The following is a 24,410-nucleotide window of genomic DNA, read 5'->3' on the forward strand; positions in this document are numbered from 1 at the left end:
TCAACATGAAAAATAGATATTCAATTATATTGTTTGCCTTAGCAATTACGCTGGTAAGCTGCAGAAAATATGTGGAGATTGATCAGCTTTCAATCAGGACACTAAAATATACTTCCGATTTCAGGAATACCATGAATAATAATGGTGTTCTGGAAGGGACTTATTCTTACCCGATTCTGTCAGGTGATGATATAGAGATCACGGATGCAACAAGGCAAAACTCCCTCGGGGATATTTTGGGCAATGTATACACCTGGGCGCCAAAATATACCTCTGAAAGCCAAAGCGATGCCGATTGGGATAAGCTGTATAAAACTATTTATGTATGCAACCAGGTTTTAGACGGCGTTTTGACCTCTCAGGACGGAACGGAAGCGGAGAAACAGCGGATATATGCAGAGGCCCTGGTACATCGTGCTTATGCCTATTTGATATTAGTGAATATGTATGGCAAGCAATATAATGCAGCCACTGCATCAACTGATTTAGGGGTTCCGCTGCTTACCACACCAAATTTATATACGAAACTTAACAGAGCCACGGTTGACGATGTTTATAAACAGGTATTAAATGATTTGAGGACATCGATAAGTCGTTTGCCCGGGGTTGCGGAATATAATGTACGCCCGGCGAAAGTATCAGGTTATGCCATATTTGCCAAAACGTATTTAAATATGCGCGATTTTGACAATGCAGCCTTATATGCGGATAGCGCCCTGGCATTGCAAAGTGGCTTACTCGACCTGAAAACCTACGAAAATGCACCTGGAACCATTCCCGTAAGATTGTTAAATCCTGAGGTCATGTTTTCCAAAGTTTCAGGCGTGGTTTATACTGCTACTTCCCTAAGTAGTGATTTACTTACTTCATTAGGAACAACAGACTTGCGCTATAAGTTATTTTCGGATGTCAGAAGCAAGTTCGGTAACCAGTTTAGCACCTCCTTTACCGGAAGGGCATCGACAAAATACCTGATTAATGAATTTGTAATTAACAACGGTCCAACGGTGCCTGAGATGATGCTGATAAAAGCAGAATGTTTATCCAGGGCCGGAAAAACTGATGATGCCATGAAAATTGTAAACAATCTAAGGATCAAACGTTTTACAACTGCCAATTATGTTCCCTTAACTGCAACAAATGCCACTGATGCACTTCGTATAGTTGTTGAAGAAAAAAGAAGGGAGTTTTTTGGAACAGGTATGCGCTGGTTTGACCAGAAGCGTCTGAATCTTGATAACGATTTCGCCCTGACCAAAAATCGCAGTTTTAAGGGTGCAAATTACACTTTACAACCCAATAGTAACCTTTATTTATATCCTATCGGAGATAAATACATTCTTTTGAACCCCGAATTGCAACAAAACCCCAGATAGAAAATCAATCCATGAAAAAACATTTTTTTAAAAAATGTATGCTACTGCTTTGCCCGTTTTTTGGGCAGCAGTTAGCTGCACAAACCATAACCTGGCAGCCAGAAACACTAAAACAAAACCAGAAAATCAGCTTTAATTACCAGCCGAAAGGTGGCGATCTTGAGTTTAGTGACGGGCCTAAAGCACTCGCGGCAGTATACAGCGATAATAAATGGAACACTGTTCCTGTTAAGTTAGAGAAAAAGAACAAAATATGGACTGGGAGTTATCAGCTTCCGGATCATGCGGTATTAATCGCTTTGAAATTTTATCAGGGTGATCTTCAGAATCCTGAAGCACTTGATAATCAAAACGGCAAAGGTTATTACCATCAGGTTGTAGATACTAAAGGTAAAATAGTCCCGGGTACCTACCTGGCAGAAGCCAGTTTTAAAGCAGGTGCAACCGGCGATTGGACGCTGAACAGCTTCGTTAATCCTTCCAAGGATCAAAAAGTGATTGACTCTTTGTTGCAAAAAGAAGAAAAACTTTCTAAACGGATACCAAGGTCACTTTTATTCAGTTATCTGGATCTAAAGCAGCTCACCATTCTGGCTTCTGAGTTCAGCATATTGGCTGATAACCTGTTAAAGAGCGAGCTAAAAAACGGAAATCTTACCGAGCAGTTTTTGGCGCTGGCACAACGCTATTACGAAAAGTTAAAAAATGAAAGTGGTTCAGCGGCAGTGGAATCACTTATTTTTAAAGATTACCCTAAAAGCAGCACAGCCAGGTTTTTATCCTACAGAAAAAATACGGAGGGAAAATATGGAAAGGATTTCCAGGCAGGGGCTGAAGATTTCCTTAAGGCTTTTCCATACATGGAATGGAAGAAATCGCCAGACAACCAGGCATTTGTTTATTATACGATATTCAGAAACCTGGCAACACAATACTTTGAGGGTGGGCAAAATGAAAAATTTTTAGGACTCTTTAAGGATATTGATTTTAAAACTGCCAACGAAATCTACCGCTGGAATATCACACGGGGGCAAATGTCGGGGAGAGGCGATCAGAAATTACTTTATAACGATAGTCGCATAATGATTCCTTATCTGCTGGAAAGGCAAAAGGATAATTCCTATTTAGGCGATTTTGATAATAATGCGGAAAAAGCTCAGGAAAATGCAGATAATCAAATGGATGATCGCCTCTTTACCCACATTTCTCTTGCAAATGCCCAGGGTGATTATGCCGGGGCAAATCAGTACTTCAAATATTTATCGGAAAAAGGAACTTTCGGAAACGCTGATTTAAACGCAATACATGTTAATGTTTTGGAAAAATTGAACGATACCAAAGCAATTAAGCCATTATTGGAATCCAGTGTAGCCGCTAATGCAGTAACGCCGGTGATGTTTACCAAACTTAAAGAGCTATACAAAAGCGAGCATGGAGGTAAGGAAGAAGGCTATGAGCAGTACCTTGCTGGTTTAACACCATCAGACAAGAAAAACGAAATGAGGACACATGTAATGGCAAACATGGTCAACTATCCGCTAACGCCATTTAGTTTGGAAAATGCAGACGGTAAAATGGTCAATTCTAAAGATTGGGCAAACCAGATTGTGGTCATCGATTTCTGGGCAACATGGTGCAGACCATGCATTGAAGCTTTTCCGGGTATGCAGCTTCTGATAGACCAGTATGCAAAAGATCCGAAAGTTGCCGTGTACATGATTGGTACCATGCAGTTTGGCGATTATAAAACGAAGTCGGTTAAGTATGTACAAGACAATAATTATCGTTTCAATCTTTTACATGATGCGGTGGGGCCTAAGGGCGAGCAGGATCTGGTTTTTAGAAGCCTGGCACCATTGTTTAAGTCATCGGCAATTCCCCGTAAAATCATTATCAAAAATGGCCTGGTTCGATACAGTTCAGAGGGTTACTCGGGTAGTCCAAGTCAGTTAAAAGATGAATTGTCTGTAGCCATAGAAATATTAAGAGCAGAGAAATAATAAAATGAAGAGAGCGAAAATATTATGGAGCGTACTAATGCTATTGATTAGCTACAGCGCCCATGCACAAATGAATCCGAAAATAAAATTGCAGGATGCACTTAAACTTATCCAGGATAATTATGTAGATCCGGTAAATGATGAGCAGGTTGTAGATGCCGCAATCAAAGCGATGTTAGGCAGCCTCGATCCGCATTCCAGTTACATTAGCCGCGAAGAAATCGAAGCCATGAATGAGCAGATGACTGGTAGTTTTGCTGGTATCGGTATCTCATTTGCAATGGTAGCCGATAGTACCTTTATAACAGGTATCAATCCTGACGGGCCAGCAGCAAGGGCCGGTTTGCAGGTAGGCGACCGGATTAATATGGTTGATGGAGCCTCCATTTTTGGTAAAGGTTTAAAAAACCAGGAGGTAATGCGGATGCTGCGGGGCGAAAAAGGTAAAGCCGTTAAGTTAGGCGTTATCCGCAAATCGCAACCCGATCAGCTTGAATTTAATGTGATGCGTGAACAGATTGCCGAGCTTTCTATCAATACCAGTTATATGGTAAGCAAAAATGTAGGTTATATTTCGCTGGCTATTTTTAGCCAGTCGACCAGAAGGGAAATGGATGCGGCATTAAAGAAGTTAAAGGCTTTAGGCATGACCAAATTAATCCTGGATTTACAGTCAAATGGTGGCGGACTTGTTGAGGCTGCTATTGGTGTAGCCGATGAATTTCTGGCCAAGGATAAACTGGTTTTCTATTCAGTAACCAACTCAGGCGTAAAAGATAATTATATGACTGGTGGTTTTGGCCAGTTTATGACAGGCGATCTGGTGGTTTTGATCGATGAATCTACCGCATCATCAAGCGAAATATTAACAGGTGCTTTACAAGATTGGGATAGGGCAGTGGTAATCGGCAGAAGAAGTTTTGGTAAAGGTTTAATGCAGAAAGGCCTTGGGTTGAGCGATGGTTCGGTAATCAAACTGACGGCAGCACGCTACTACACACCATCAGGCAGATCGATTCAAAAGCCCTATACTAAGGGTAAAACCGATTATTTTGAAGATTTTAACAGACGTATGGCCTCTGGTGAGTTAACCGAAGGAGGACATATCAACTTTCCCGATTCTTTAAAACATACAACCCTCATTAGTAAAAGAACTGTTTATGGTGGGGGTGGGATTATGCCCGATAAATTCATACCAATTGATACGGCGCTATACAGCGCATGGTTAAATAAACTGATGAACAGCGGACGGGTAACTCAGGCAGCTTTCAGTTATGTGCAACAAAACCGAAAAAGCTTAATAGATAAATATGCTGATTTTGACGCTTTTGATCATTCCTTTAAAGTAGATGATCAAATGACTGATCAGATCATAACCAGCGCCACAAAGCAGGGGCTTAAACTGCCACCAGTAACCGATCAGGTAGCCAGAAAAACCATTGCTGTAGAATTAAAGGCAGAAATGGCCGATATGCTCTATCTGGGTAAAGGCTATGCGCTTCGCGTTCGAAACGAAGCCAGTACCGCATTTGGTACAGCACTTAATATTTTAAATAACCAAAAGGTTTATAACCAGTTTCTGGAAGGTAAATCTTCAACGAATAACTCATCTACATCTAAAATCACGAAAAAATAATCGATAAATCATGAAAAAAACATTATTAGCAGCAACATTGGTAATTAGTGCTCTTGTCGCCTCTGCACAAACAGGATATGTGATAAAAGGCCAGATCGGAAAGCTGGGGAAACCAGCAAAAGCCTTTCTCTTAATTAAGTTAGAAGGAGCCGAAAAATTAGATTCGGCAGTTCTGGTCAACGGGGCCTTTACATTTAAAGGCTCGGTTCCTTCACCAATGGAAGCTACACTTCGTTTAAAACACGACAATTCCATTGATACGCCTGGAAGAAGGATTAAAATTGATGGAATGGCAATTATTTTAGGAAACGAAAATATCACCATTACCGGAAAAGATTCCATTAGAACAGCTGCAATTAAAGGTTCCACTTTAACCGATGAAAGTAAAAGAGTGGATGCACTATTACGCCCTATTTATGAAAAATTGCAGGCGCTGAACAAAGAGTATGCTGACCAGCCCGAAGCAAAAAAGCAGGACAAAACTTATGTTTTGGAACTGGAAAAAAGAGCAAAAGTGATAGAGCAAGAAATTTTTGATGCGAAGATTAATTATGTAAAGCAAAATCCTTCTAAATACATGGCTTTAATGGCACTTAATTCGACCTTAGGTCCGGGTTTCGATGCCATAGAGATGGAAAAAATCTTTGCCAATATTTCTCCCGAACTAAAGAATTCTTTTTTCGGAAAGCAGGTTGCTGAGCGTATTGCTCACTTTAAAAAAACGCAGGAAGGTGTAGATGCGCAGGATTTTACCCAGCCTGATGTAGACGGTAAAATGGTTAAACTTTCTGATTACAGAAGTAAATATGTGCTGATTGACTTCTGGGCATCGTGGTGTGCACCATGCCGGAGAGAAAATCCAAACGTGTTGAAGGTTTACGAACAATATAAATCGAAAGGGTTTGAAGTTTTAGGGGTATCACTTGATAAAGCTGCCGATAAAGCAAAATGGCTTAAAGCCATTGCTGACGATAAATTAACCTGGAAACAAGTTGGGGATTTAAAAGGGTGGGAAAATGCAGCTGCAGCTATGTATGATGTGAAGGCTATCCCTATGAATTTTCTGATCGATCCAACTGGAAAAATTATTGCTAAAGATCTTCGTGGCCCTGCACTCGAAGCAAAAATAAAAGAGATCTTAGAAAAGAAGTCTAAGTAAGAAAAATTTTAATAGTTAATGATGACGATGCAGGTTGATGGATGTCGCCTGCATTTTTTTATGCTATAGCAGCTTGATCTTGCGTCGCATTGACCTGAGCCGGGCAGTTTATTTATTGAACGTTGACAACCTTAGGATCAAAAACAAAAAATAAATGGAAGGATCTAAAATCCTGATTATAACGGAGGATTTTGATCTTAGGACTAAAATAAGCGAGATCCTTAAAATCGTAAAATATAATGTGAAATCGACAGACAGTGGGAGGCAGGCTATTGCCATGATGAGGAGTGATCGCTTTGATGTTGTTATCTGTGGCATAAATGTGCTTGAAATAGATGGTTTTGGGATATTGTCAGTTGTAAATAAATTCTCCGAAATTTCGTCTGTCAGCTTTATCATGCTCCTGAATGAGCAAAATCACCGACTTGCCGGCAGGGCCATGGAAATGGGAGCTGATGGCTACCTGGCCAGTCCGTTCGATGACGCAGCGTTACTTCATCAGGTTGAGCTAAGACTGAGAAAGAAAAAATTTCAATATGAGAATTTTGTAAGACAGCATAATCTACCGGCAAGTATTCCTGACAGCACTTTTGAGAAACATTGGGTTAGATCACATTTTGAGGAAAAACCATCAAGACCCTATCAAAAGAGCCAGATACTTTATCATCCTGGAGAGCGCCAATCATTCGGACTCCATTACGTGGTCTCCGGCAAAATAAAAACCTATATCACAGATGCTTTCGGGAATGTTATGATTACAGGCATCTGCGGAACGGGCGATTATTTTGGCCTGCAGGGTATATTGCTCAGAGATGAGAATATGGAAGCGGCGGAAGCAATTGAGGATTCACGCATAACTACGATACCTTCTAATGATGTAGATGGCCTGCTTTCGGCTTGTCCGCAATTATTGAGCGTGTTTGTAAAGGATTTGGCGAGAAATTTAAATCAGCGTAATCAACGTCTTCTGGAAACTACCTACTATTCGGTGAGAAAGAGGGTGGCCAAAGCATTGACGCATCTTGCAGAAGTTGATTATAATGTTGGGGCAAATGGAAAGCTTTTACTTCCAAGGAATGATTTCGCCAGGATAGTAGGTGTCGCCAGTGAAACACTCAGCAGGGTTTTGAGCGATTTTGCCAAAGAAAAATTGATTGAGAAGGACGGACATAATATTATTATCCTGAATAAGGATGCTTTGAAAGGGATTAAAAATTAATGCTGCACATGGCCTGTAGTTTTTGTTCAGATCTTTTTGTGCTTTGCGTCAAAATCCACGTTTATTTTTTTTAACATTTCAGTGTGTGGTGTTTGTTTACAGTCATCTACGTGCATTTTACTGCAGTTTATATGGCCTTTTAAGAGATATCTTTCTGAATTTTTAGGTCGCTTTGATAAATGTTTACCTATATGGGAATGGATATGGTAACAAAGAAACAATGTTTTTCGCTTTGAAGTTTCATCTGACCCGAGTGTGCCTGGACAATCTCATTACAGATCCAGAGTCCGAGACCGGAGCCGGAGGTATTGCCGCTACCTTTACTGAATGGAGTTCTTAATTCATAGACTTCAACGGACTCCCTGGCGATACTGTTTTCAAAAGTTACACAAAATTGTCCATTATAAGTTTTTACCTTGCAGACTAATATGGTATTTTCAGTAGCGTATTTAATTGCATTGTATATGAGATTCTGCCAAACCAGTTCCATTTTACTGCCATCTGCGTAAAGCTCAAAAGTGCTCATTTCCTCGCTAAAGTGGATATTGTATTTTATATTGCGTTTATCGGCTTCCGGCTGATTTCTGGAAAATACCTTTAACAGCTGTTCTATAATATCTACATGGCTTTTTATCAGGGTAATACCCTTGCTGTTAAATTCGCTGATCAAAAGGAACTGCTCAACGATGGATTGCAGCCGGCTGATTTCAGTTAGCTGGTCACTCAAAAGTTTACGGTCGCTTTTCGATTCCCTGTCCATCAGCTCAAACTCGGTTTGGGCACGCAGGTTGGCTAGTGGTGTTCGAAGTTCGTGTGATGCGGCGGCAAAAAAATTATTGCGGGCTTGCTGTTCATTTTCTATCCGGGCTATCATCTCGTTGATCGTCTGAGACAGTTGTTGCAACTCGTCATGGGTTTCGCTGGATTTTATACGTTCGCCCAGCCTTTCGGTATTTATCCCCCTGGCCTGATTAGCGATGGACCGGATGGGTTTTAAGAGCCATCCCGAGGCCAGGAAAGCAAGTAGTGAACTGATAATCAGGCTTATTGAGGTTATGCCGATTGTGAGCCTGGTAAACTTTGCCAGCCTTTGTTTTAGGGATTGGTCAGAAACGGTTAGCATAAGTTCTACAGGGCGGCCGTCATAATTTTCTTTTTTGAGATAAATGCCATATTGTCCCAGACTGTCGGTAATGCCCGATCGGTATGGTACATTAAGCTGGGAAATAGTGCCAGGCGATTGAAAAACAATTTTAGGCCTGCCTTCATTCAGGTGGTAAAAAACGCGGATTGATTCGCCGGAGTCGGGCAGGGCAATAACATCAGGATTTATTTCGGTTTTGTCTATAATGGCCTGTCCCCGACTGTAAAGGTATTTATTATAATTTTCAACATAGCTGTTCTTGAAATACTGATATATAACCCTTCCGAACGCCAGGTTGATCAACATGAAAATCAGACTGAAAAGTACAGACATTTTAAACCTGATTCCTTTATAAAAATACCTGTTCATTCGCTTACATCTATGCTTTTTAGGATATAACCCCGGTTGATCAGGGTTTGAATATGTTGGTGGGAGAAGCCCTCATTGATCTTTTTTCTCACCTGATAGAGGTGGACTTCGATTACATTGCTGCCAGGATCGAAACTCATGTTCCATACTTTGTAGAGTATCTGCGCCTTAGTAACAACCTGGTCCGGATTCAGCATCAACATTTCCAAAAGCAGAAATTCCCTGTTACTTAAATAGATTGTTTTTTCTTTACGTTTAACCTCCCTGCTAAGCAGGTCAATCTCCAGGTCAGCCACTTTAATCTTTGAAATGTTTCTGGGATGTTGCTGGCGTTGAAATACCCTCACCCTGGCCAAAAGCTCATCCATTTCAAAAGGTTTCTTCAGATAATCGTTAGCGCCCGCATCCAGACCTTTAATCAGCTGTTCTGTGCTGCCCAGTGCACTTATGATCATTACCGGTACATGGTTATCAAAACTGCGAAGGTTACGCAGGATGTCGATCCCATTTTGGGAAGGAAGCATCAGATCGAGCAAAATCAGATCATACTGGTTGACCATAGCAGTTTGCAGTCCGTTTGCTCCATCATTCTGGTGATCAACAACATAGCCTGCCTGCTCGAGTGCCATCTTGATGTAGCCGGCGAGTTTTGCCTGTCTTCAATAAGCAGTATCTTCATTTTTTTTTTATTTGATGATGCCACATGCTAGGAAAGTGCCATGTGGCATCAGGATATTATCTTACCAGGTAGGTCTGTCCATTAATATTTATCGTTCTGGCCTTTATTATACTGGTTTTCTGGCTGTAAACAACGCCTGGGCGTTTAGGTTCTAAAAAACCGGTAACCACAATTTTTTCGTTTGCTTTTAGCTGGCCTGTGAGCTGTTGGGCAATGTGTGGCGCAATACTCACCCTTTCGCCAGATGAAAGGGTAAACCCGTTAACATTTTTATCAACACCATAGTTCAGGCCACTAATACTGGAACTAAAACTTTTTTCCACCTGGTTTTCATTAAGAAGCGGGGCTACAGGAGGAGTATCGGCAATAAGGCTTCCATTAACTTCTATACTATTCAGCCTGAATACTTTTTTTCCCTGAGGATCTGTATTTTCCGAGCCTGTGACCGATACCGATGCCCCTTCTTTAGCTTTTGCAAGTATCTGTTCGCCCAGGTGCGGCGGGAAGATTACGCTGGTTTCGCCGGAAGCGGTTTTAAGCAACAGGCTGTTATATTCGAATCGCTCATTTGCCACCGCGCGGATAATTGTGCCTTTTATCGTACTAAGTTTAATCAATTGACCACCTTCAGGTCCTCTACGGTCTGGCCCAATACCCGGTCTGCCTTCATGTGGTGGACGGGGGCGCCTTTTACCGGGCCTTCAGGTCCCGGTGCAGGAGGATTTGGCTGAGGTAATTCCTGCGCTTGTAGTGTAAATGTTCCGGCTAACAACACGGCTGTCAACCAGATTCTGTTATTGTTTTTTTTCATGTCTTGTTTTTTTATAACTCAAAAATATAACAGCCGTATATGACCGGGATGAACGCGGAATTAATTTTTCTTCATATCAGATCAAGTTGATTAACATTTTAGTGCTTATTTGGTTTTAAATCTTTATCAGGCCATAAAAGGAGAAGATAGAACTCCATCTGCCAGCCGGTTTATTAGGGCAATGAATGGAAATAAACAGCTTAAATCTCCTAAACCAATTGAATGGTGAACTTTTTATTTTGGGAAAGCTCACGGTCATAAACTTAATTAATGTGTCTTTGTCTTCCACAAATTAAAATACATCATCCTTTACATTTCCTCCGGGGTTTCGATTTCGTAATCTGATTTTAATCCCATGATGAACTTACCTGTGGTGCGCTTATTGTACATCAGGTAAACCTTATGATGGCCACATAAAAAAGTCTGCGGTGCTAAAGTATTATTATCACTGCCACTGTTTTCTGGTAAAGAATCTGGTACTGGCACATATATTAAAGAGACAGGATCTCTTGCATGATAGGTAAATTTTGTCTTTCCCCCTGAGGAGAAAAACATTGTGAAATAAGGTCACTTATTGGTATTTTTGTTTATAACAAAACATGATGAGCAGCAACCAGCAGAAACTTAAGCACCAGCAGGTGCAGTACGTTGAATTTCTTTCCCGCGACCTTGATAAGGTTAAGGCATTTTACACCGCGGCTTTCGGATGGACTTTTACCGATTACGGGCCTGAATATACTGCTTTTGAAGGGGATTTTGTGGACGGAGGTTTTACATTTGGAGCACCTTTGAAAGGAAGTATCCTGGTTGTCCTCTATTCGGAGGATCTGGAAGGAACCAGAACAAACGTGCTTAATGCCGGAGGCTTGATTTCAAAAGAAATATTTGCCTTTCCTGGCGGAAGAAGGTTCCAGTTCCTTGATCCGGACGGCTATGAGCTTGCGGTCTGGTCTTTGTAAGGAAGGTGCTGAGCGTAAAAGACAATGGCATTGGAATCCACATCCATGATATACCCAGGCTTTTTGAACGTTATTACAGGGTACAGAGTTTGTAAACCAGTACCATTGCTGGTTTTGGGATAGGGTTGTACCTTTGTGCTGAAATCATTCACAGGCATGGCGGGGAAATATGGGTGGAAAGCGAACTGAATCAGGGTTCAACATTTTATTTCAGTCTTCCTTTGGCCAATAATGAGCATCCATAAAAAGTTAAGGGCGCATGCTTTGCTATTTTGAAGGCTCATATAGCGCCTGTCTATCTTGAACCTAATGTCGCTTAATCAGGATCAGGCATTGATCTTTTCTGCTGCCAGTTCTTTTTCCTCCACGGTAGCCTCAAGCTTTTCATTTTGTTGAGCTGCTGCAGGGGCATACTCCAGGTTTACGAACATGGGAAAATGATCTGAGCCACAGCTTTTTTTACGGGATATCGATTTTAGCGCAAAGTGGGCGGAACAAAAGATATGATCAAGCGGAAAGCGCAGGAAGAAATATTTGGCATTGAAACTGTTGAAGAAGCCCCTTCCCCTCCGTGGATCCAGCAGTCCGCTTATTTTTCCGAACAGATCGGTGGTGTAGCTCCATGCTACATCGTTCAGGTCTCCCATAACTACTACCGGAATACTGCTCTGCTTAGCCTTACGGGCAACCAAAAGAATTTCCTTATCCCTTTCGGTTGATTCCGTACTTTCTTGCGGTACAGGCGGTTTGGGGTGAAGGCAGAACAATTGAACATCTTGTCCTGAATTGAGCGTGAGGATTGCCTGGATCGAGGGAATATCCTCTTCAACCAGAAAACCAACTTCTCCTTTAAGAGGCAGCCTGGAGTAAAGGAGCATGCCATAAGTATTCTCGAGCGGTACCTTAATGTGGTTCGGGTACTTTTCTTCTATCGGGGCCATCTGCTGCTCCCACCAGCGATTGGTTTCTACCATCAGGATAAGATCCGGATCACAGTCATTGATGAGTTGGTGATAATCCCCGGCCCTTTGGTTATCCTGAAGCACATTCGCAATAAGAATCTTCAGGTTTTTCGCCGAGGCTGGATGTTGGCTGGAGATGATCTGTTTTTTGCCAAAAACCGTATACGGAAATATCAGGTAGGCCAGGTAAACCAGGTTCAAAAAAAGAAAGATGGCAACAATCGTTTCCGAGGTGCTTACCGGGAAGGAGGTTGTAAACAATAGTGCCAGTAATACGGCATTCAGAAATAATTTCTGTAGCCTTGGATATTCAAACACACGGAATATCCAGTAATCGTGCCTGATAAAAGGGATCAGCGTAGATATTATTGTGAAAATGCTGAGGTAATATATAAGATCGTGCATCTGTTATTTTTAGCCTGTTACATCAGCATGGCCTATACCGTTGGTTGTTATTGTATTGGTTTGCGCCAAACTGTTTTGCAACTTGAAAGAATGGAGCGAAGCTGAAATTGCAGGCGCCACTAAATTTAATTCTGATTGAGTCATGGAAAGTCCGGTCGGGTTTTGTTTTTTACAACAAATTCAATACCATAAATCCAGATCAGATATATTATTTTTTTTGCATGGAACCATTGGCAACGACAGCAACATACTGATAAGATCTGAAAACTTTTTTACAGCACGGGATGTTGTTTCAGCAAAAATAACGGTTCCCTACCGTAAATAAATATCGAAGGCATAAGTCTGCCTGGTAATTGAATCCAAAAATATATGAAGAAAAAGCGGGGCTTGGTTTGGTTTAAAAATGATCTGAGGCTCCATGATAACCAGGCCTTGGTTACCGCACAGGAGGAATGCACTGAGCTGCTTTTTTGCTATTGTATCGAGAAAAAGGATTTCAGTGAGTTGGAACTTGGTTTTAGAAGAACTGATGTAATCCGCTTCAGATTTATGGAGCAATCCGTGCTGAATTTAAAGAAGAACCTGGAATCACTGGGCGGCCATCTCATTGTGGGAACCGATTCGGCACTGGTAACTTTGCCTAAACTGGTTGAGGAATATGGCGTAACCGATATCTATGCGGAAGAAGAATATGCTGCTTATGAAATGGCTTTGGCCGGTGAAATTCAGAATGTTCTGCCGAAAATCAAATTTCACTTTTTCTGGGGCAAAACCTTATATCATAAAGACGATATCCCTTTTGAGATTTCCAAAATTCCCCTCACCAGTAAAGCTTACAGAATACCTGCAGGGAAGAAAACCGAAATCCGTAAAGCTCTCAGTGCGCCTGGCAAATTAAATGCAGTTGCGGGGATTAAAGATGAGGGTTTTCCTTCTTATAAACTTTACGGGTTCAAAAAAAGCGAATATGAAAATTCTGCGCCGCTTGTGGAGGGTGGGGAGGATGCAGCTTTGCAAAGACTGGACTATTATACCTTTGAATCGAAGTTGCTGACGGGCTACAGATGGAGCCGGAATAAATCTGACGGACTGGATTACAGCTCTAAATTTTCTCCTTATCTGGCGTTGGGCTGTATTTCAGCAAGAGTGATCTATGAAAAGGTAAAAGCGTATGAGGAGCAGGTGAAAAAGAACCAGAGCACCTGGTGGCTTATTTTTGAACTGGTATGGCGTGATTATTTTACTTTCAAGGCAATGCGTTTCGGAAGCTCAGTGTTTAAGACCAAAGGATATAAAAATAAGGAGATGGAGTGGGAGAATGATCCCCTTAAATTTGAAAAGTGGTGCCAGGGAAAAACGGGAATCCCCTTTGTGGATGCGCACATGAGGCAATTGAACGAAACAGGATTTATGAGCAACCGCGGCCGGGTAAATTGTGCCAGCTACTTTGTACACGACCTAAAAATAGACTGGACCTGGGGCGCGGCTTATTTCGAGTCTAAATTAATTGATTACGATGTAAGCTCAAACTGGATGAACTAGTACATGCAGGCATTTGAGATCTGGTATACCAACCCCGTTCACCAATCGAATAAATACCGGGCGCAGGATTTTATCCGCCAGTGGATACCTGAACTTTCGGGCACAAACAACATTGAGGCACTTATCCCCTGGCAATTCGATATCCCCGCTTATCCCAAACCGATTGAAATATACAAGAAATGGGGGAGAGCGATTAACCTGATAGAAAAACTTTCACCTTAAGTATAGCGAGCTTATTCCCCGGTTAATACCAGTCCATTGCCGATTTTTTGTAACAATTAAAACTACACTTGTATATTTTTGTTAGCATTCGGAGGATAGCTAAGCAAAGATGAAAAAAATCAATTTACCTATATGGACAATGATTGTTCCGGTAGCCGGGATAGCACTATACTTTTTTACAGGAGCTGATACCGGGATTTACCTGAAACTGATCCTCGCCTTGTTACTGATTGGAAGCGTAATTGCATCTGTACACCATGCAGAGGTGATTGCCCACCGTGTTGGCGAGCCATTTGGAACAATTATATTGGCTATTGCGATTACAACCATTGAGGTAGGTCTGATTGTATCGCTGATGCTGGCCGGTGGTGATGGGGTAAAGGAGCTGGCCCGGGATACCGTGTTCGCAGCCGTGATGATTATCATAACCGCTATTGTCGGCATCTGCCTTTTAAAGGGAGGTATCAAGTTTAAAGAGCAGCTTTACAAACTTCAGGGCGTAAATGCAGCGCTGGTTACACTAATGGCAATTGTTGTATTAACGCTTATCCTGCCAAATTATACCACAAGCGGACCAAAGGGCGAGTATAGTACAAGCCAGCTCATTTTCGTATCGGTGGTTTCAGTGGTTTTATACGGTGGATTTATCTTTATGCAAACCGTTAGGCACAGGGATTTTTTTCTGCCCAAAAACTCCGTTTCAGAAGATGACCATGCCGAGGCTCCCAATAATGCTACGGCCATATCCAGCCTTGTTTTTTTAATACTGAGCCTGGTTATTGTTGTATTGCTTGCGAAATATTTATCTAAGGATATTGAAAAAATTGTGATTGATCTCGGTGCGCCAAAATCAGTTGTCGGTGTAATTATTGCCGCAATTGTGTTGCTTCCTGAAGGTTTGGCTGCTTATAATGCGGTAAAAGCCGACCGCTTGCAAACAAGTTTGAACCTGGCCCTTGGTTCTGCGCTGGCCAGTATCGGGCTCACCATCCCAGCGGTAGCTATTGTATCCATCATTACGCAGATGCCACTTGTACTCGGTATAGATACCGGCTCTACGGTTATGTTGCTGCTTGCTATGGTTACCGTGATGTTTTCACTCGCTACTGGTAAAACCAATATTCAGCAGGGGATCGTGCTGCTGGTGATTTTTGCATCGTATCTTTTTTATACGGTTGTTCCTTAAGGGAATTGCATCATAAACAATTTTTCAAATCGGAACAAGTCGTCGAAAGCTTTTTCTGACATCTAGGCACGTCCATAGAAATAAAGATCGTCATTCCCGCGCAGGCGGGAATCTTAAAGCTTATGCGTTAAGATTCCCGATCAATCCAATAGCTATCGGATTGATCGGGAATGACGATTCTATATTTATGATTGAAAATGCAGTTTGTTATATGGTTTCTTCACTTCTGATAACATGTTCCGCTACCATCACACGTTTTTTTGAGGCCAGAATAGCTCCAAAACTAGCAATCACAGCGCCTAAAACCATACCGATAAACGATAAGATGGCGAATTTTGAAAGTGCAGAAGCCATTTCATCACCAATTTTCCTCGCTTTTTGCTCGGCTTCTGCTTTAACCTCTTTAATTTTTACTTTGGCCGTTTTCAAAGTACTTACCCAGTTTTCTACAATTTGCTGAGATTCTGCCTGACTTTTTCCAGTCCTGTTTTTTACGATATTCACCAAAGCCTCCTGATCTACCGCACTAAAAGTAGAATCATTTTGGGAGAATAGTTTCGAGAACAGTTCATCTATCTTTTGTTGTGCTTCCTGTGGGTTTTCCAGAACAGCTTTCCCGGTTGATTCTCCCTGATTAGATGCCTGATCAAGTTTCTTATTTAAAACCTTTGGCTGTAATTCTTTTTTCTCGGTCTGTTTCAGCAATAATTCTGCCTCTTTTTTCATCTTTCCAAATGTGTTTCCATCAACACCCAATTGATCCTTAATCAGGTCACCCGCCTCCGGGGCAGCAGCTTTAATTCCTTCGCCAGCAAGCGAGAATCCTTTTGTGATCACGGTGCCAACTCCTCCAACAATTTTTCCAACTGATGAGGTAATCAGGTACATGTTCAGGAAAGTAAGCAAACACCAGGTTAATAAACCATGTAATATCAGATCTGTTTTTTGTACGTGGTTAGAAAACCAACCGGCAACCCATCCGCCTGTAAATACAGAGATTAACATTGTAACGATCCACCAAATTAGTGCACCAGTACCAAGTCCGCTAAAAGGTTTAGCTTCGTCAAGCGGGTTTATACTTCCAAAACCTATCCCAAGGCCAAGGAAACTCAATAAAAGTTGAACTGCAATAGCGATAAATACCCCGGCAATTATAGCGCTCCAGGATAAGCGACTGATAAATCCAATAGCAGATTTATCTCTTAATGTATGAACTTTGTGATCCATGTTTTTTCTGATTAATAGGTAAAATGAAAATGATTTGTGAGCGCATTTTAACAACAGATTTTATTCAATTAGAAATCTGTAAAATTTAAAATGCCAGGTTAAGATTAATGCTGCTTTCAAAAGAAAGCAGCATGTTAAATTTGATTATTAATTGGTAATATCTCTTTTTACTTTATTAGCCGTTTTCTGTCCAGGTAAGTAGATCTGAAAACCGAAAGAAAGATTAAGGTTGTTTTGCGTGGTCGCGCTTCCAAAACCCACCAGGCCATTATATTTTAATAAAGTCTCTAATCCGATGTTTGGCGTGATAAAATAAGCAAAACCAGGTCCTACACTTAGGTTTAAGCCATTGGTGTTACCACCGCCTTTACTCACATTAACACCACCGATACCCGCTGTTGCTTCTGCAAAGAAACGTCCGTGGCGAAGCACTTCTGTATCTTTACCACCATAATAACGGCCCAGTGCACCCACACCATAACTGGTAGTAGTATTTGAATTTTTTGCTGTTTCCAATCCAAAATTCACATAACCTCCCAGGGCTACATTATCCTGTATAAACCATGCGGCTTTGGGTGTAATATCTACACTGAATATTTTTGGATTATCTAAACCAAGGTTAATGTTGGTTAAGTTTCCACCTACTAAAACATTGCCTTTTTGGATTTGAGCATTTGCAGCTAGTATTGTAGTTGCTGATAAAATTACGGTTGCTAAAAAGTTTTTCATGATTTTTTATTTAAATAGATTAGTATAAAGAAAATTCTACGCGACGGTTTTCCTGACGGCCTGCCGCAGTTTTGTTGGTCGAAATGGGTTGATCAGGACCGTAACCGGTTGCCTCAACCCTTGATGCATTTACGCCCTGAGAAACCAGGTAAGTTTTTACCGATTCTGCTCTTTCTTTCGATAAACGCAGGTTTAATTCTCTACTACCTGTATTGTCGGTATGGCCAGCTAGTTTTAAGCTAAAGTTTTTCTCTATCAAAAGGGCCGCAACTCTGTTTAGTGTGGTGTATGATTTTGAACGGATAGTCGATTTTCCTAAATCAAATTCCAGGTTCGAAATGGCATCTTTAACCACTTTACGGTCGGCCTCTGTAATTACAGTAGTTTCTCTGATAATAGTTTTAGGAGCGGCTAGCGGACAACCTGAACCATCAACTACCGTTGCTGCTGCGGTACCCTGGCATTTGTCAAATTTGTTGGCTACGCCATCATTGTCATCATCAGCTAAATCTTTGGCATATTGTTCTCTGTCTCTTGCAGCATTTTGCTCGGCCGTAGATAATGCTTTTCTTAATTCGGCACTTTCTTCAGCGCTTTGTTTGCGCAGATCAGCAACCGCACTGTAGTTTTGTAATTGAGAATTTTCTTTATTTCCCAGTGCAAACTCTAAACCTGCATGCGCATAAGAGAATCTGCTTTCATGGTATGCATTTTTAACAGTTGGAGATGATTTGATAAAGTTGATGTCGTAACCTAAATCGATGTTGATCCCTTTGGCCACACCGAATTTAAATCCAACTCCCGTTGGGATAAACCAGCCTTCTCTTTTGGTAAATGCATCTACATTTCCAAGTTGAGAGTCTGATGACATGTAACCTGCACCGGCTTTAACATAAGGGATTAGCACGGCATTTTCAGTATTTAGGCTGAAATTTGCAATGTTTAACACAGCTGTTAACGATCCTGACCAGTTAATGCTGTTTTTTTGTTCGATCGTGCTGGTGCTGTTTAATGTTTTAATTTCTCCGCGTAAGAAATCAGCCTGTAAACCTAAAGCTGGTAAAATCTGCTTTTTGATAAAAGCGCCATAACCAATACTTTTAAATTCGTCGGCTTTTACGCTTCCACCGCCTAAAAATGTGTTCTGACTTAAAATACCTCCATGTGCACCAACGCTCCATGTTCTTAATGATTGTTTGCCGAACCTGCCTGTTGTGGTTGGCGTTTCTTGCGCAAATAATTGAGTTGATAAGCTTATCAAAGCGAATAACATTGCTGATTTTGTAAATTTGATGTTCATTTCTGTTTTTATTTTTTTGTTTTTGGGTAATGGTTCCAATTCAATTGGAATGAGTTATAAAAAATTTACGTGCGGCCTGAATCCAGGTGATGATCGCTGATTTAGGTTTTTAAACCCACTGATGTATGGTGTGTAGGTGCCGGATAGATCAACCTCTATGCCTTCTTAAAAACTGATCTGCCGATAGCCTTTACCTTGAAGTTAGCGCTCCCTGATCGTTTAATTTATGGCGTTTTATTTTAAGGTCAATGGATTTTGCCTTCAGTATGGGGATAAGTATATTCATTTTTGCCATATCCATTTTCCAATGTTAATTGGAACTGCTGTATATGCGAAGGGATAGGCGCAAGCAAAAAATGGTAAAATAATATTCTTTTCATGGTAGTATTAAAATCTGGAGCCTGCTTGTTAGCCGCTCAGTTAAAAACACTTCAAATAAAGGTATTCGCAATTTTACCAGAAAGTCCGTTCGCTATAATGCCTTACCCATCCGATAGAAGGTTGCAGTTGATCGTCGAAATTTAACGGGGGAAGTGGAAATTAAAGCCAGGTTTTAAAGTGTGACCTGAACTGCTGGCGATATTGATCGGTGACAGGAATGACTGTTTTTCCGATTTTGACGGTGAAGTGCTGGATAGACTCGATCTTATTCAGGGCCACGATAAACGACCGGTGTATCCGCATAAAACGATCCTGGGGCAGGAGAGCTTCCATGGCTTTCATGGTAGACAGCGCGGTGATCATTTTTCCATCCCTGGTGAAAACTTTGATATAGTCTTTCTGACTCTCGCCATATAAGATTTCGTTAAAAGGCACGCGGATTAATTCGTGCTCTACTTTAAGAAAAACGAAGTCTTCTTCATCACTTTTTTGAATGGTTTGTACAATATGATTTTTGGCTTTAAATGCGGCCCTGAAAAAATCTTCGTAAGTAAATGGCTTTAGCAGGTAATCGATCGCATCTACCTTGTAACCCTCCGAGGCATGATCGCCTGAGCCGCTGATAAAAATTATCCTGGGCATATCCTTTCCGTATTGGTCAAAAAGGGTTTTTGCGAAGCTCATTCCATCAATTCCTGGTAGATTAATATCGAGTATAATCAGGTCGATAGGTGAGTGCCCCAATACATCAATGGCTTCAGCCGGACTGCTGTGTGCTGACACGAGATGAAGAAAGGAGGTTTCCTGAACAAAATCACAGACATAACCACTTACCTCCGGATCATCGTCAATAACAATACAGTTGAGCTTAGTCCTCATGAAATCAATTGGTTAGATGTAGTCTTTTGGGTTTTGAACATTTGCCCTGGGGTATTGTCAGGTTTATTTAAGTCCAAAGGTAACTTTATCTGACGGAATAGAAAAGATGAACGCTCCAATATTTTACATTGGCCGTAGTAGATTCAATAACAGCATTGATGGATTTACTGCTAAATAAAGTATTTTTAAACTATTGTGCGCTGTGCAGACTGTTAAGTAGTGACGGTGGCTTCATCATCCAAACTCACTGCCTGGTAAGGGATTGAAAAGCGGACAGTACAGCCTTGCTTTTCTTCACTTTCGAGGTTAATGCTACCATTTTGAAGTGAGATTAGCTGGCGACAGAGATATAATCCCAATCCGGTACCCTGTTTACGGCCACCGGCCTGATAATAGGGCGAAAACAGATCAGCCTGCTTATTTTTGGGTATACCAGAACCTGTGTCTTTAACGGTTACGCTAAGCAAGATCGTGTTGTCTTTTTCATGTCGGAGTTCAGCGGATAAATCTACATAACCTTCATCAGTATATTTGATCGCATTGCTCAATAAATTGATAAGTACTTGTTTTAGTCTCAAAGCATCTCCATTTACCTTTTGGTTAGTCATGCCCTCAGATTGAAGATTTAAACCAATCCCTTTTCTTTCAGCCATAAAGCGCATGGCTTCTACCGAATCGCTAATGGCCTCCTCAGGAGAGAAAGGATGGATATTTAATTCTGCCGGCTGTTGCTCTAATTTGCTCACATCGAGTACATTATTTACTGTTTCAAGCAATAAAGAAGACGATAGATTAATAGATGATACTTTTTTCTCCTGTTCTGGTTGTAACTGCGTTCTTTTTAGCATAAATACCGCACCATTAATGGCCATGAGTTTATTGCGTATCTCGTGGCTCATGATGGCGAGTATTTCAGATTTCTGACCCGCCAGCCGTACAGCCCTTGCGTTCTCTCGTATATACCGCCTTTCAGCAAATGAAGCCTTGCGTATATAAATGATCAACAGTACGGTAAATATCAATACCAGCGCAGATGCTACCGCAGTATACATATTTAAATCTCCCGAGGTAGACTGGTATTGTGCAAGGATCTCTTCACGGCTTTTTTCGTAAGCGTGCTGCTCAATGTTCTGCAATTCCAGTAATACCTGCCGAAGTTCGGTAAGCAGATTTAGGTTTGCCAAAATCAATTCCTGGTTTGATTCCGATAAACGGTCATACTGTTGCCCCAATTGCTTTAACAGTTCTTGTTGTGTTTTTCTGGTAATGGCTTCCACCTGCCCTTTACCCGGCCGTATCGTAACTACTTTTACCTTGGAAGTATTATATACCGCATCCTTTAACCTTTTGATCAGGCTTCTTTTGGTTGGTTCCTTATAGATAGAAATTGCGGTATCAGTTTTCGAACTCACAATGCGTTTTTTAGACTGATCGTCGCTAATGGTGGCCAATGTTGTTCTGTTCAGCAGGAAAGTAAATCTTTTTTGGAGATCAAACAGCTGTTGCGAAACAGCAAGTTTTTGTTGCAGTGCAAGTGCAATTTGCTGTTTGCTTTTTGGTAAATTACTCTTACCATCAGCCCGGTATTGCTGAATGATTTCAGCCATTTGTGCGAAAATAGTTTTAAGGTGCTGCTTGTAAGCATTCAGATCGCGCACCTGACCGTTAGAACTTGCCTGCTGAAAACTGTTTTCTGCCAGATTTAAATCAACGAGCAATCTGCTGATTGCCGGTTGCTGTCCCGGTTGGCGCAGGTGACTGCTAAGCTGATTCAGTTTAGCCGTAATTGTATGGCGCAGTATGAATGATCCTGCTGTTACGATAAAAATAAACAGTAAGAAAATAATAAAAAGTCTTCTGATGATTCCAGTAAAACTTTCAGATTGGCGCGGGTTGATCATTAGGGATTAATTCAATATGTAATATCTAAATAAGCAATAAGCTTACTCTTTGTTGTCAGCAATTTTCTGATCTGGTTGAATTAAAAACTTAAAATTCTGTTATAAAATTTATTCATTCGAAGCCTTATTCAAAATCTGCTAATGGCGTGATAACTATCTTAAAAGAAAAAAGTTTTTATTTTGTTTTAATTAAATGCAAAACACTTATTTGATCATTCAGGCAATAGCAGGGCGATACTATCCTAAAGGAAATTTCTATAAAGCAGAACTATATCAGGATTTTTTACCATGAGAGGAGCAAAAGTTACCAGGCTAAACGATCAGTGAGTCGCTCGAAAGGGTAGGAAAGCCGATTTACTCATATTAAATAACGATCCACAGGTAAATTTAGAGGTTTTATTCAACCCTGAAACAGTAATTAAAGATGGAAATATTCTTTTTTGAGGGTACGGAAAGCGTTTCAGGGTTTTTAATGAAGATTTGGAACACATTTTTCTGCATTAGATGATGATACTCACAATAATTTATTATGTTAGTATTATATTGTCCTTATGTCCCTTTATATTGTTTCAGATCATTCATCCCAACACGAAAATTGGATTTCCTTTAAAGCCGGAAATTGGGATGCCTATGTGAAATTATATAATGCCCATTTTAAGATACTCAATAATTACGGCTACCGTTTTACCAGCGAAACTGATTTAATAGAAGATGCTGTACACGATCTTTTTGTTGGGCTCTGGACCAAAAGGTCGGGACTAAACAATCCGGTATCGGTTAAAAACTATTTGTATAAATCATTACGGCATCTCCTGCTGCGTAAGCTGGAAAAGCAAAAGCGCTTTGTATCCGTTGGTGAAGATGCTGATTATCCTTTCCATTTTGAAGCCTCATCGGATACGGTATTTATCGAAAATGAAACTGAACAGATCCTTCGCTCCAAAATCAAAACAGTAATCCAGACCTTGCCATCGCGCCAGCAGGAAATTATCTACCTCAGGTTTTATGAAGGCCTGGATTATGAAGAAATAGCGGACATTATGGCACTAAACAAAACTTCGGCGTATAAGCTACTTTATAAAGCGATCGGGAGACTTCAGGAAAACGTTAAAGCGGGAGATCTCCTTCTTTTTTTATGCCTTTTACTCTATAAAAAGACTGATTTTGTAATTAATTGATTTTTTTTTTCATTTTGAAGGGATAATTTCAAGGGGTCTGTGTATATAGTAAGTATAATCAGCTTGCTATATCTAAATGGATTCGAAAAAATATATAGATTTTACCCTTAACGATTATCTAAACGACGATGATTTTTTAAGGTATGTCATCAAGCCTTCGCCTGAAGATACACTCTTTTGGACTCAGTTTATTGCGGATTATGCATCAAGGGAAGTGATCATAAAATCTGCAGCCAACCTCATCAGGGCTTACCGGAAACAAGATAGCTTTTACAATGAACAATCGCAGGAAGCAGTATTTTTAAGGATTTCAGAAAGTATAAATCATTCAGCAAACCAGAAAACAAAAGCCTTCAGATTAAATAATTTACAGAATATAGCGGCCGGTTTTATACTGATCTCCATGTTGAGTGTTTTATATTACCTTTTTGCCGGAAAAGTGACAACGAATACCGAGTTTGGACAGGTTAAAACGCTAATGTTGCCCGACAGTTCGGTTATCATCCTCAACGGTAACTCCAAAATCAGTTATGCCCGTAATTTCAACAATGGAACCCGTGAGGTTTGGTTAACTGGCGAAGGATTGTTCAAAGTAAAACACATCAATACCGATCCCGGTAATGTGAAACCGCAGGAAAAATTTATTGTTCACTGTAACGACCTGAATATTGAAGTATTGGGAACCATATTCAATGTAAAAAACAGAAGAAATAAAACCAGTGTAGGTTTATTGAATGGTAAAATACAGATCAGTTATCCCGATTTAACTGCAGCACAGAACAAGAAAATAATCCTGGCCCCTGGAGATTACCTGCAGCATGGTAAAAATACAAAAACTGTTCTTCAGCGTTTATCCGATCCGGCAAAATTAACCCTTTGGGTAGACCATCATCTTGCCTTTAAAAACCCAACCATCCAGGAAATTGCAATGGCTTTAGAAGATGATTTAGGTTATAAAGTGCAGATAGAAAACGATTCGATTGCAAAATATAGGATTGAGGGAGAGATCAATGTTGCAGAGGTTAAAGAGCTGCTGCAAATTATTTCAGATACACAACATCTTCACGTTTCAAAAGACGATAAAAATATAACGATTAAACCATAGTGAACAAATGAAAAAATAAAACCTAATTAAACCAACAACAA

Annotated in this window: 25 protein-coding genes; 12 read left to right on the forward strand and 13 right to left on the reverse strand. The window is 40.7% G+C overall.

Going from position 1 to position 24,410, the window contains the following annotated elements:
* The first annotated feature begins 5 nt into the window (after nt 1–5).
* From H9L23_RS06430 to H9L23_RS06450, 5 genes are all read left to right on the forward strand, one after another.
* Nucleotides 6–1,376, forward strand: a complete 1,371-nt coding sequence (locus H9L23_RS06430; RefSeq protein ID WP_187594187.1) for a RagB/SusD family nutrient uptake outer membrane protein — start codon at nt 6–8, stop codon at nt 1,374–1,376.
* A gap of 11 nt (nt 1,377–1,387) precedes the next feature.
* Nucleotides 1,388–3,376, forward strand: coding sequence for a TlpA family protein disulfide reductase (locus H9L23_RS06435; RefSeq protein ID WP_187594188.1), 1,989 nt, complete (start codon nt 1,388–1,390; stop codon nt 3,374–3,376).
* 4 nt (nt 3,377–3,380) lie between these two features.
* On the forward strand, nt 3,381–5,012 hold the full coding sequence (locus H9L23_RS06440) for a S41 family peptidase (RefSeq protein ID WP_187594189.1): 1,632 nt from the start codon (nt 3,381–3,383) through the stop codon (nt 5,010–5,012).
* A 10-nt stretch (nt 5,013–5,022) separates the two neighbouring features.
* Complete coding sequence (locus H9L23_RS06445) at nt 5,023–6,171, forward strand: AhpC/TSA family protein (protein ID WP_187594190.1); 1,149 nt, start codon at nt 5,023–5,025, stop codon at nt 6,169–6,171.
* Between the two features lie 154 nt (nt 6,172–6,325).
* Nucleotides 6,326–7,390 (forward strand): response regulator, encoded by a 1,065-nt coding sequence (locus tag H9L23_RS06450; RefSeq protein ID WP_187594191.1) that lies wholly within the window; start codon nt 6,326–6,328, stop codon nt 7,388–7,390.
* A gap of 187 nt (nt 7,391–7,577) precedes the next feature.
* Here the strand turns inward: H9L23_RS06450 and H9L23_RS06455 are convergent, their stop codons facing one another.
* From H9L23_RS06455 to H9L23_RS06475, 5 genes are all read right to left on the reverse strand, one after another.
* Complete coding sequence (locus H9L23_RS06455) at nt 7,578–8,903, reverse strand: HAMP domain-containing sensor histidine kinase (protein ID WP_187594192.1); 1,326 nt, start codon at nt 8,901–8,903, stop codon at nt 7,578–7,580.
* A complete protein-coding gene (locus H9L23_RS06460) occupies nt 8,900–9,532 on the reverse strand; it encodes a response regulator transcription factor (protein WP_223191042.1) in 633 nt (210 codons plus the stop codon). The genes H9L23_RS06455 and H9L23_RS06460 overlap by 4 nt, the downstream gene beginning before the upstream one ends.
* 106 nt (nt 9,533–9,638) lie before the next feature.
* Complete coding sequence (locus H9L23_RS06465) at nt 9,639–10,157, reverse strand: hypothetical protein (protein WP_187594193.1); 519 nt, start codon at nt 10,155–10,157, stop codon at nt 9,639–9,641.
* Nucleotides 10,158–10,195: 38 nt separating this feature from the next.
* Entirely contained in the window at nt 10,196–10,393 is a 198-nt protein-coding gene (locus tag H9L23_RS06470) for a hypothetical protein (RefSeq protein ID WP_187594194.1), read from the reverse strand.
* A gap of 309 nt (nt 10,394–10,702) precedes the next feature.
* Nucleotides 10,703–10,879: a hypothetical protein gene (locus H9L23_RS06475; RefSeq protein ID WP_187594195.1), complete on the reverse strand. Its 177-nt coding sequence runs from the start codon at nt 10,877–10,879 to the stop codon at nt 10,703–10,705.
* Between the two features lie 113 nt (nt 10,880–10,992).
* On the opposite strand from H9L23_RS06475, the gene H9L23_RS06480 reads away from it, so the two are divergent.
* Together H9L23_RS06480 and H9L23_RS26525 are read left to right on the forward strand one after the other, a co-directional pair.
* On the forward strand, nt 10,993–11,352 hold the full coding sequence (locus H9L23_RS06480; RefSeq protein WP_246474868.1) for a VOC family protein: 360 nt from the start codon (nt 10,993–10,995) through the stop codon (nt 11,350–11,352).
* Between the two features lie 125 nt (nt 11,353–11,477).
* A complete protein-coding gene (locus H9L23_RS26525; RefSeq protein WP_246474869.1) occupies nt 11,478–11,597 on the forward strand; it encodes an ATP-binding protein in 120 nt (39 codons plus the stop codon).
* Between the two features lie 81 nt (nt 11,598–11,678).
* Here the strand turns inward: H9L23_RS26525 and H9L23_RS06490 are convergent, their stop codons facing one another.
* Nucleotides 11,679–12,719, reverse strand: a complete 1,041-nt coding sequence (locus tag H9L23_RS06490; protein ID WP_187594196.1) for an endonuclease/exonuclease/phosphatase family protein — start codon at nt 12,717–12,719, stop codon at nt 11,679–11,681.
* 9 nt (nt 12,720–12,728) lie between these two features.
* Entirely contained in the window at nt 12,729–12,863 is a 135-nt protein-coding gene (locus H9L23_RS26825; protein WP_262892382.1) for a hypothetical protein, read from the reverse strand.
* Nucleotides 12,864–13,088: 225 nt separating this feature from the next.
* On the opposite strand from H9L23_RS26825, the gene H9L23_RS06495 reads away from it, so the two are divergent.
* The 3 genes from H9L23_RS06495 to H9L23_RS06500 all read left to right on the forward strand — a co-directional run bounded on the left by H9L23_RS06495 (nt 13,089) and on the right by H9L23_RS06500 (nt 15,669).
* Nucleotides 13,089–14,261 (forward strand): DASH family cryptochrome, encoded by a 1,173-nt coding sequence (locus H9L23_RS06495; RefSeq protein ID WP_223191043.1) that lies wholly within the window; start codon nt 13,089–13,091, stop codon nt 14,259–14,261.
* A gap of 3 nt (nt 14,262–14,264) precedes the next feature.
* Complete coding sequence (locus H9L23_RS26380; protein WP_223191044.1) at nt 14,265–14,483, forward strand: FAD-binding domain-containing protein; 219 nt, start codon at nt 14,265–14,267, stop codon at nt 14,481–14,483.
* Nucleotides 14,484–14,592: 109 nt separating this feature from the next.
* Complete coding sequence (locus H9L23_RS06500) at nt 14,593–15,669, forward strand: calcium:proton antiporter (protein ID WP_187594197.1); 1,077 nt, start codon at nt 14,593–14,595, stop codon at nt 15,667–15,669.
* Between the two features lie 207 nt (nt 15,670–15,876).
* Here H9L23_RS06500 and H9L23_RS06505 read toward each other — a convergent pair whose 3' ends face one another.
* From H9L23_RS06505 to H9L23_RS06525, 6 genes are all read right to left on the reverse strand, one after another.
* Nucleotides 15,877–16,896, reverse strand: a complete 1,020-nt coding sequence (locus H9L23_RS06505) for a hypothetical protein (RefSeq protein WP_187594198.1) — start codon at nt 16,894–16,896, stop codon at nt 15,877–15,879.
* Between the two features lie 147 nt (nt 16,897–17,043).
* Nucleotides 17,044–17,625: a hypothetical protein gene (locus H9L23_RS06510; protein ID WP_025146413.1), complete on the reverse strand. Its 582-nt coding sequence runs from the start codon at nt 17,623–17,625 to the stop codon at nt 17,044–17,046.
* A gap of 19 nt (nt 17,626–17,644) precedes the next feature.
* The gene (locus tag H9L23_RS06515) at nt 17,645–18,925 is read right to left on the reverse strand and encodes an OmpA family protein (RefSeq protein ID WP_187594199.1); all 1,281 of its coding nucleotides are present in this window, start codon (nt 18,923–18,925) and stop codon (nt 17,645–17,647) included.
* Nucleotides 18,926–19,170: 245 nt separating this feature from the next.
* Nucleotides 19,171–19,305 carry a hypothetical protein gene (locus H9L23_RS26830; protein WP_262892383.1) on the reverse strand — a complete coding sequence of 45 codons (135 nt, stop codon included), beginning with the start codon at nt 19,303–19,305 and terminating at the stop codon, nt 19,171–19,173.
* A 160-nt stretch (nt 19,306–19,465) separates the two neighbouring features.
* Nucleotides 19,466–20,185, reverse strand: coding sequence for a LytR/AlgR family response regulator transcription factor (locus tag H9L23_RS06520; protein WP_187594200.1), 720 nt, complete (start codon nt 20,183–20,185; stop codon nt 19,466–19,468).
* A gap of 212 nt (nt 20,186–20,397) precedes the next feature.
* Nucleotides 20,398–22,086: a sensor histidine kinase gene (locus H9L23_RS06525; RefSeq protein ID WP_187594201.1), complete on the reverse strand. Its 1,689-nt coding sequence runs from the start codon at nt 22,084–22,086 to the stop codon at nt 20,398–20,400.
* A 551-nt stretch (nt 22,087–22,637) separates the two neighbouring features.
* Here H9L23_RS06525 and H9L23_RS06530 point away from each other — a divergent pair.
* Together H9L23_RS06530 and H9L23_RS06535 are read left to right on the forward strand one after the other, a co-directional pair.
* Entirely contained in the window at nt 22,638–23,264 is a 627-nt protein-coding gene (locus tag H9L23_RS06530) for an RNA polymerase sigma factor (RefSeq protein WP_187594202.1), read from the forward strand.
* A 76-nt stretch (nt 23,265–23,340) separates the two neighbouring features.
* Complete coding sequence (locus tag H9L23_RS06535) at nt 23,341–24,369, forward strand: FecR family protein (RefSeq protein WP_187594203.1); 1,029 nt, start codon at nt 23,341–23,343, stop codon at nt 24,367–24,369.
* Nucleotides 24,370–24,410: the final 41 nt, after the last annotated feature.

Origin of the sequence: Pedobacter roseus (assembly GCF_014395225.1) — a bacterium.
GTDB lineage: Bacteria > Bacteroidota > Bacteroidia > Sphingobacteriales > Sphingobacteriaceae > Pedobacter > Pedobacter roseus.

Bases quoted from the DNA above. Each gene is read 5' to 3' on its own strand.
- H9L23_RS06430 (WP_187594187.1), top strand. From the start codon at position 6: ATGAAAAATAGATATTCAATTATATTGTTTGCCTTAGCAATTACGCTG.
- H9L23_RS06435 (WP_187594188.1), top strand. From the start codon at position 1,388: ATGAAAAAACATTTTTTTAAAAAATGTATGCTACTGCTTTGCCCGTTT.
- H9L23_RS06440 (WP_187594189.1), top strand. From the start codon at position 3,381: ATGAAGAGAGCGAAAATATTATGGAGCGTACTAATGCTATTGATTAGC.
- H9L23_RS06445 (WP_187594190.1), top strand. From the start codon at position 5,023: ATGAAAAAAACATTATTAGCAGCAACATTGGTAATTAGTGCTCTTGTC.
- H9L23_RS06450 (WP_187594191.1), top strand. From the start codon at position 6,326: ATGGAAGGATCTAAAATCCTGATTATAACGGAGGATTTTGATCTTAGG.
- H9L23_RS06455 (WP_187594192.1), bottom strand. From the start codon at position 8,903: ATGAACAGGTATTTTTATAAAGGAATCAGGTTTAAAATGTCTGTACTT.
- H9L23_RS06460 (WP_223191042.1), bottom strand. From the start codon at position 9,532: ATGGCACTCGAGCAGGCAGGCTATGTTGTTGATCACCAGAATGATGGA.
- H9L23_RS06470 (WP_187594194.1), bottom strand. From the start codon at position 10,393: ATGAAAAAAAACAATAACAGAATCTGGTTGACAGCCGTGTTGTTAGCC.
- H9L23_RS06480 (WP_246474868.1), top strand. From the start codon at position 10,993: ATGATGAGCAGCAACCAGCAGAAACTTAAGCACCAGCAGGTGCAGTAC.
- H9L23_RS06490 (WP_187594196.1), bottom strand. From the start codon at position 12,719: ATGCACGATCTTATATATTACCTCAGCATTTTCACAATAATATCTACG.
- H9L23_RS26825 (WP_262892382.1), bottom strand. From the start codon at position 12,863: ATGACTCAATCAGAATTAAATTTAGTGGCGCCTGCAATTTCAGCTTCG.
- H9L23_RS06495 (WP_223191043.1), top strand. From the start codon at position 13,089: ATGAAGAAAAAGCGGGGCTTGGTTTGGTTTAAAAATGATCTGAGGCTC.
- H9L23_RS26380 (WP_223191044.1), top strand. From the start codon at position 14,265: ATGCAGGCATTTGAGATCTGGTATACCAACCCCGTTCACCAATCGAAT.
- H9L23_RS06500 (WP_187594197.1), top strand. From the start codon at position 14,593: ATGAAAAAAATCAATTTACCTATATGGACAATGATTGTTCCGGTAGCC.
- H9L23_RS06505 (WP_187594198.1), bottom strand. From the start codon at position 16,896: ATGGATCACAAAGTTCATACATTAAGAGATAAATCTGCTATTGGATTT.
- H9L23_RS06510 (WP_025146413.1), bottom strand. From the start codon at position 17,625: ATGAAAAACTTTTTAGCAACCGTAATTTTATCAGCAACTACAATACTA.
- H9L23_RS06515 (WP_187594199.1), bottom strand. From the start codon at position 18,925: ATGAACATCAAATTTACAAAATCAGCAATGTTATTCGCTTTGATAAGC.
- H9L23_RS26830 (WP_262892383.1), bottom strand. From the start codon at position 19,305: ATGAAAAGAATATTATTTTACCATTTTTTGCTTGCGCCTATCCCTTCG.
- H9L23_RS06520 (WP_187594200.1), bottom strand. From the start codon at position 20,185: ATGAGGACTAAGCTCAACTGTATTGTTATTGACGATGATCCGGAGGTA.
- H9L23_RS06525 (WP_187594201.1), bottom strand. From the start codon at position 22,086: ATGATCAACCCGCGCCAATCTGAAAGTTTTACTGGAATCATCAGAAGA.
- H9L23_RS06530 (WP_187594202.1), top strand. From the start codon at position 22,638: ATGTCCCTTTATATTGTTTCAGATCATTCATCCCAACACGAAAATTGG.
- H9L23_RS06535 (WP_187594203.1), top strand. From the start codon at position 23,341: ATGGATTCGAAAAAATATATAGATTTTACCCTTAACGATTATCTAAAC.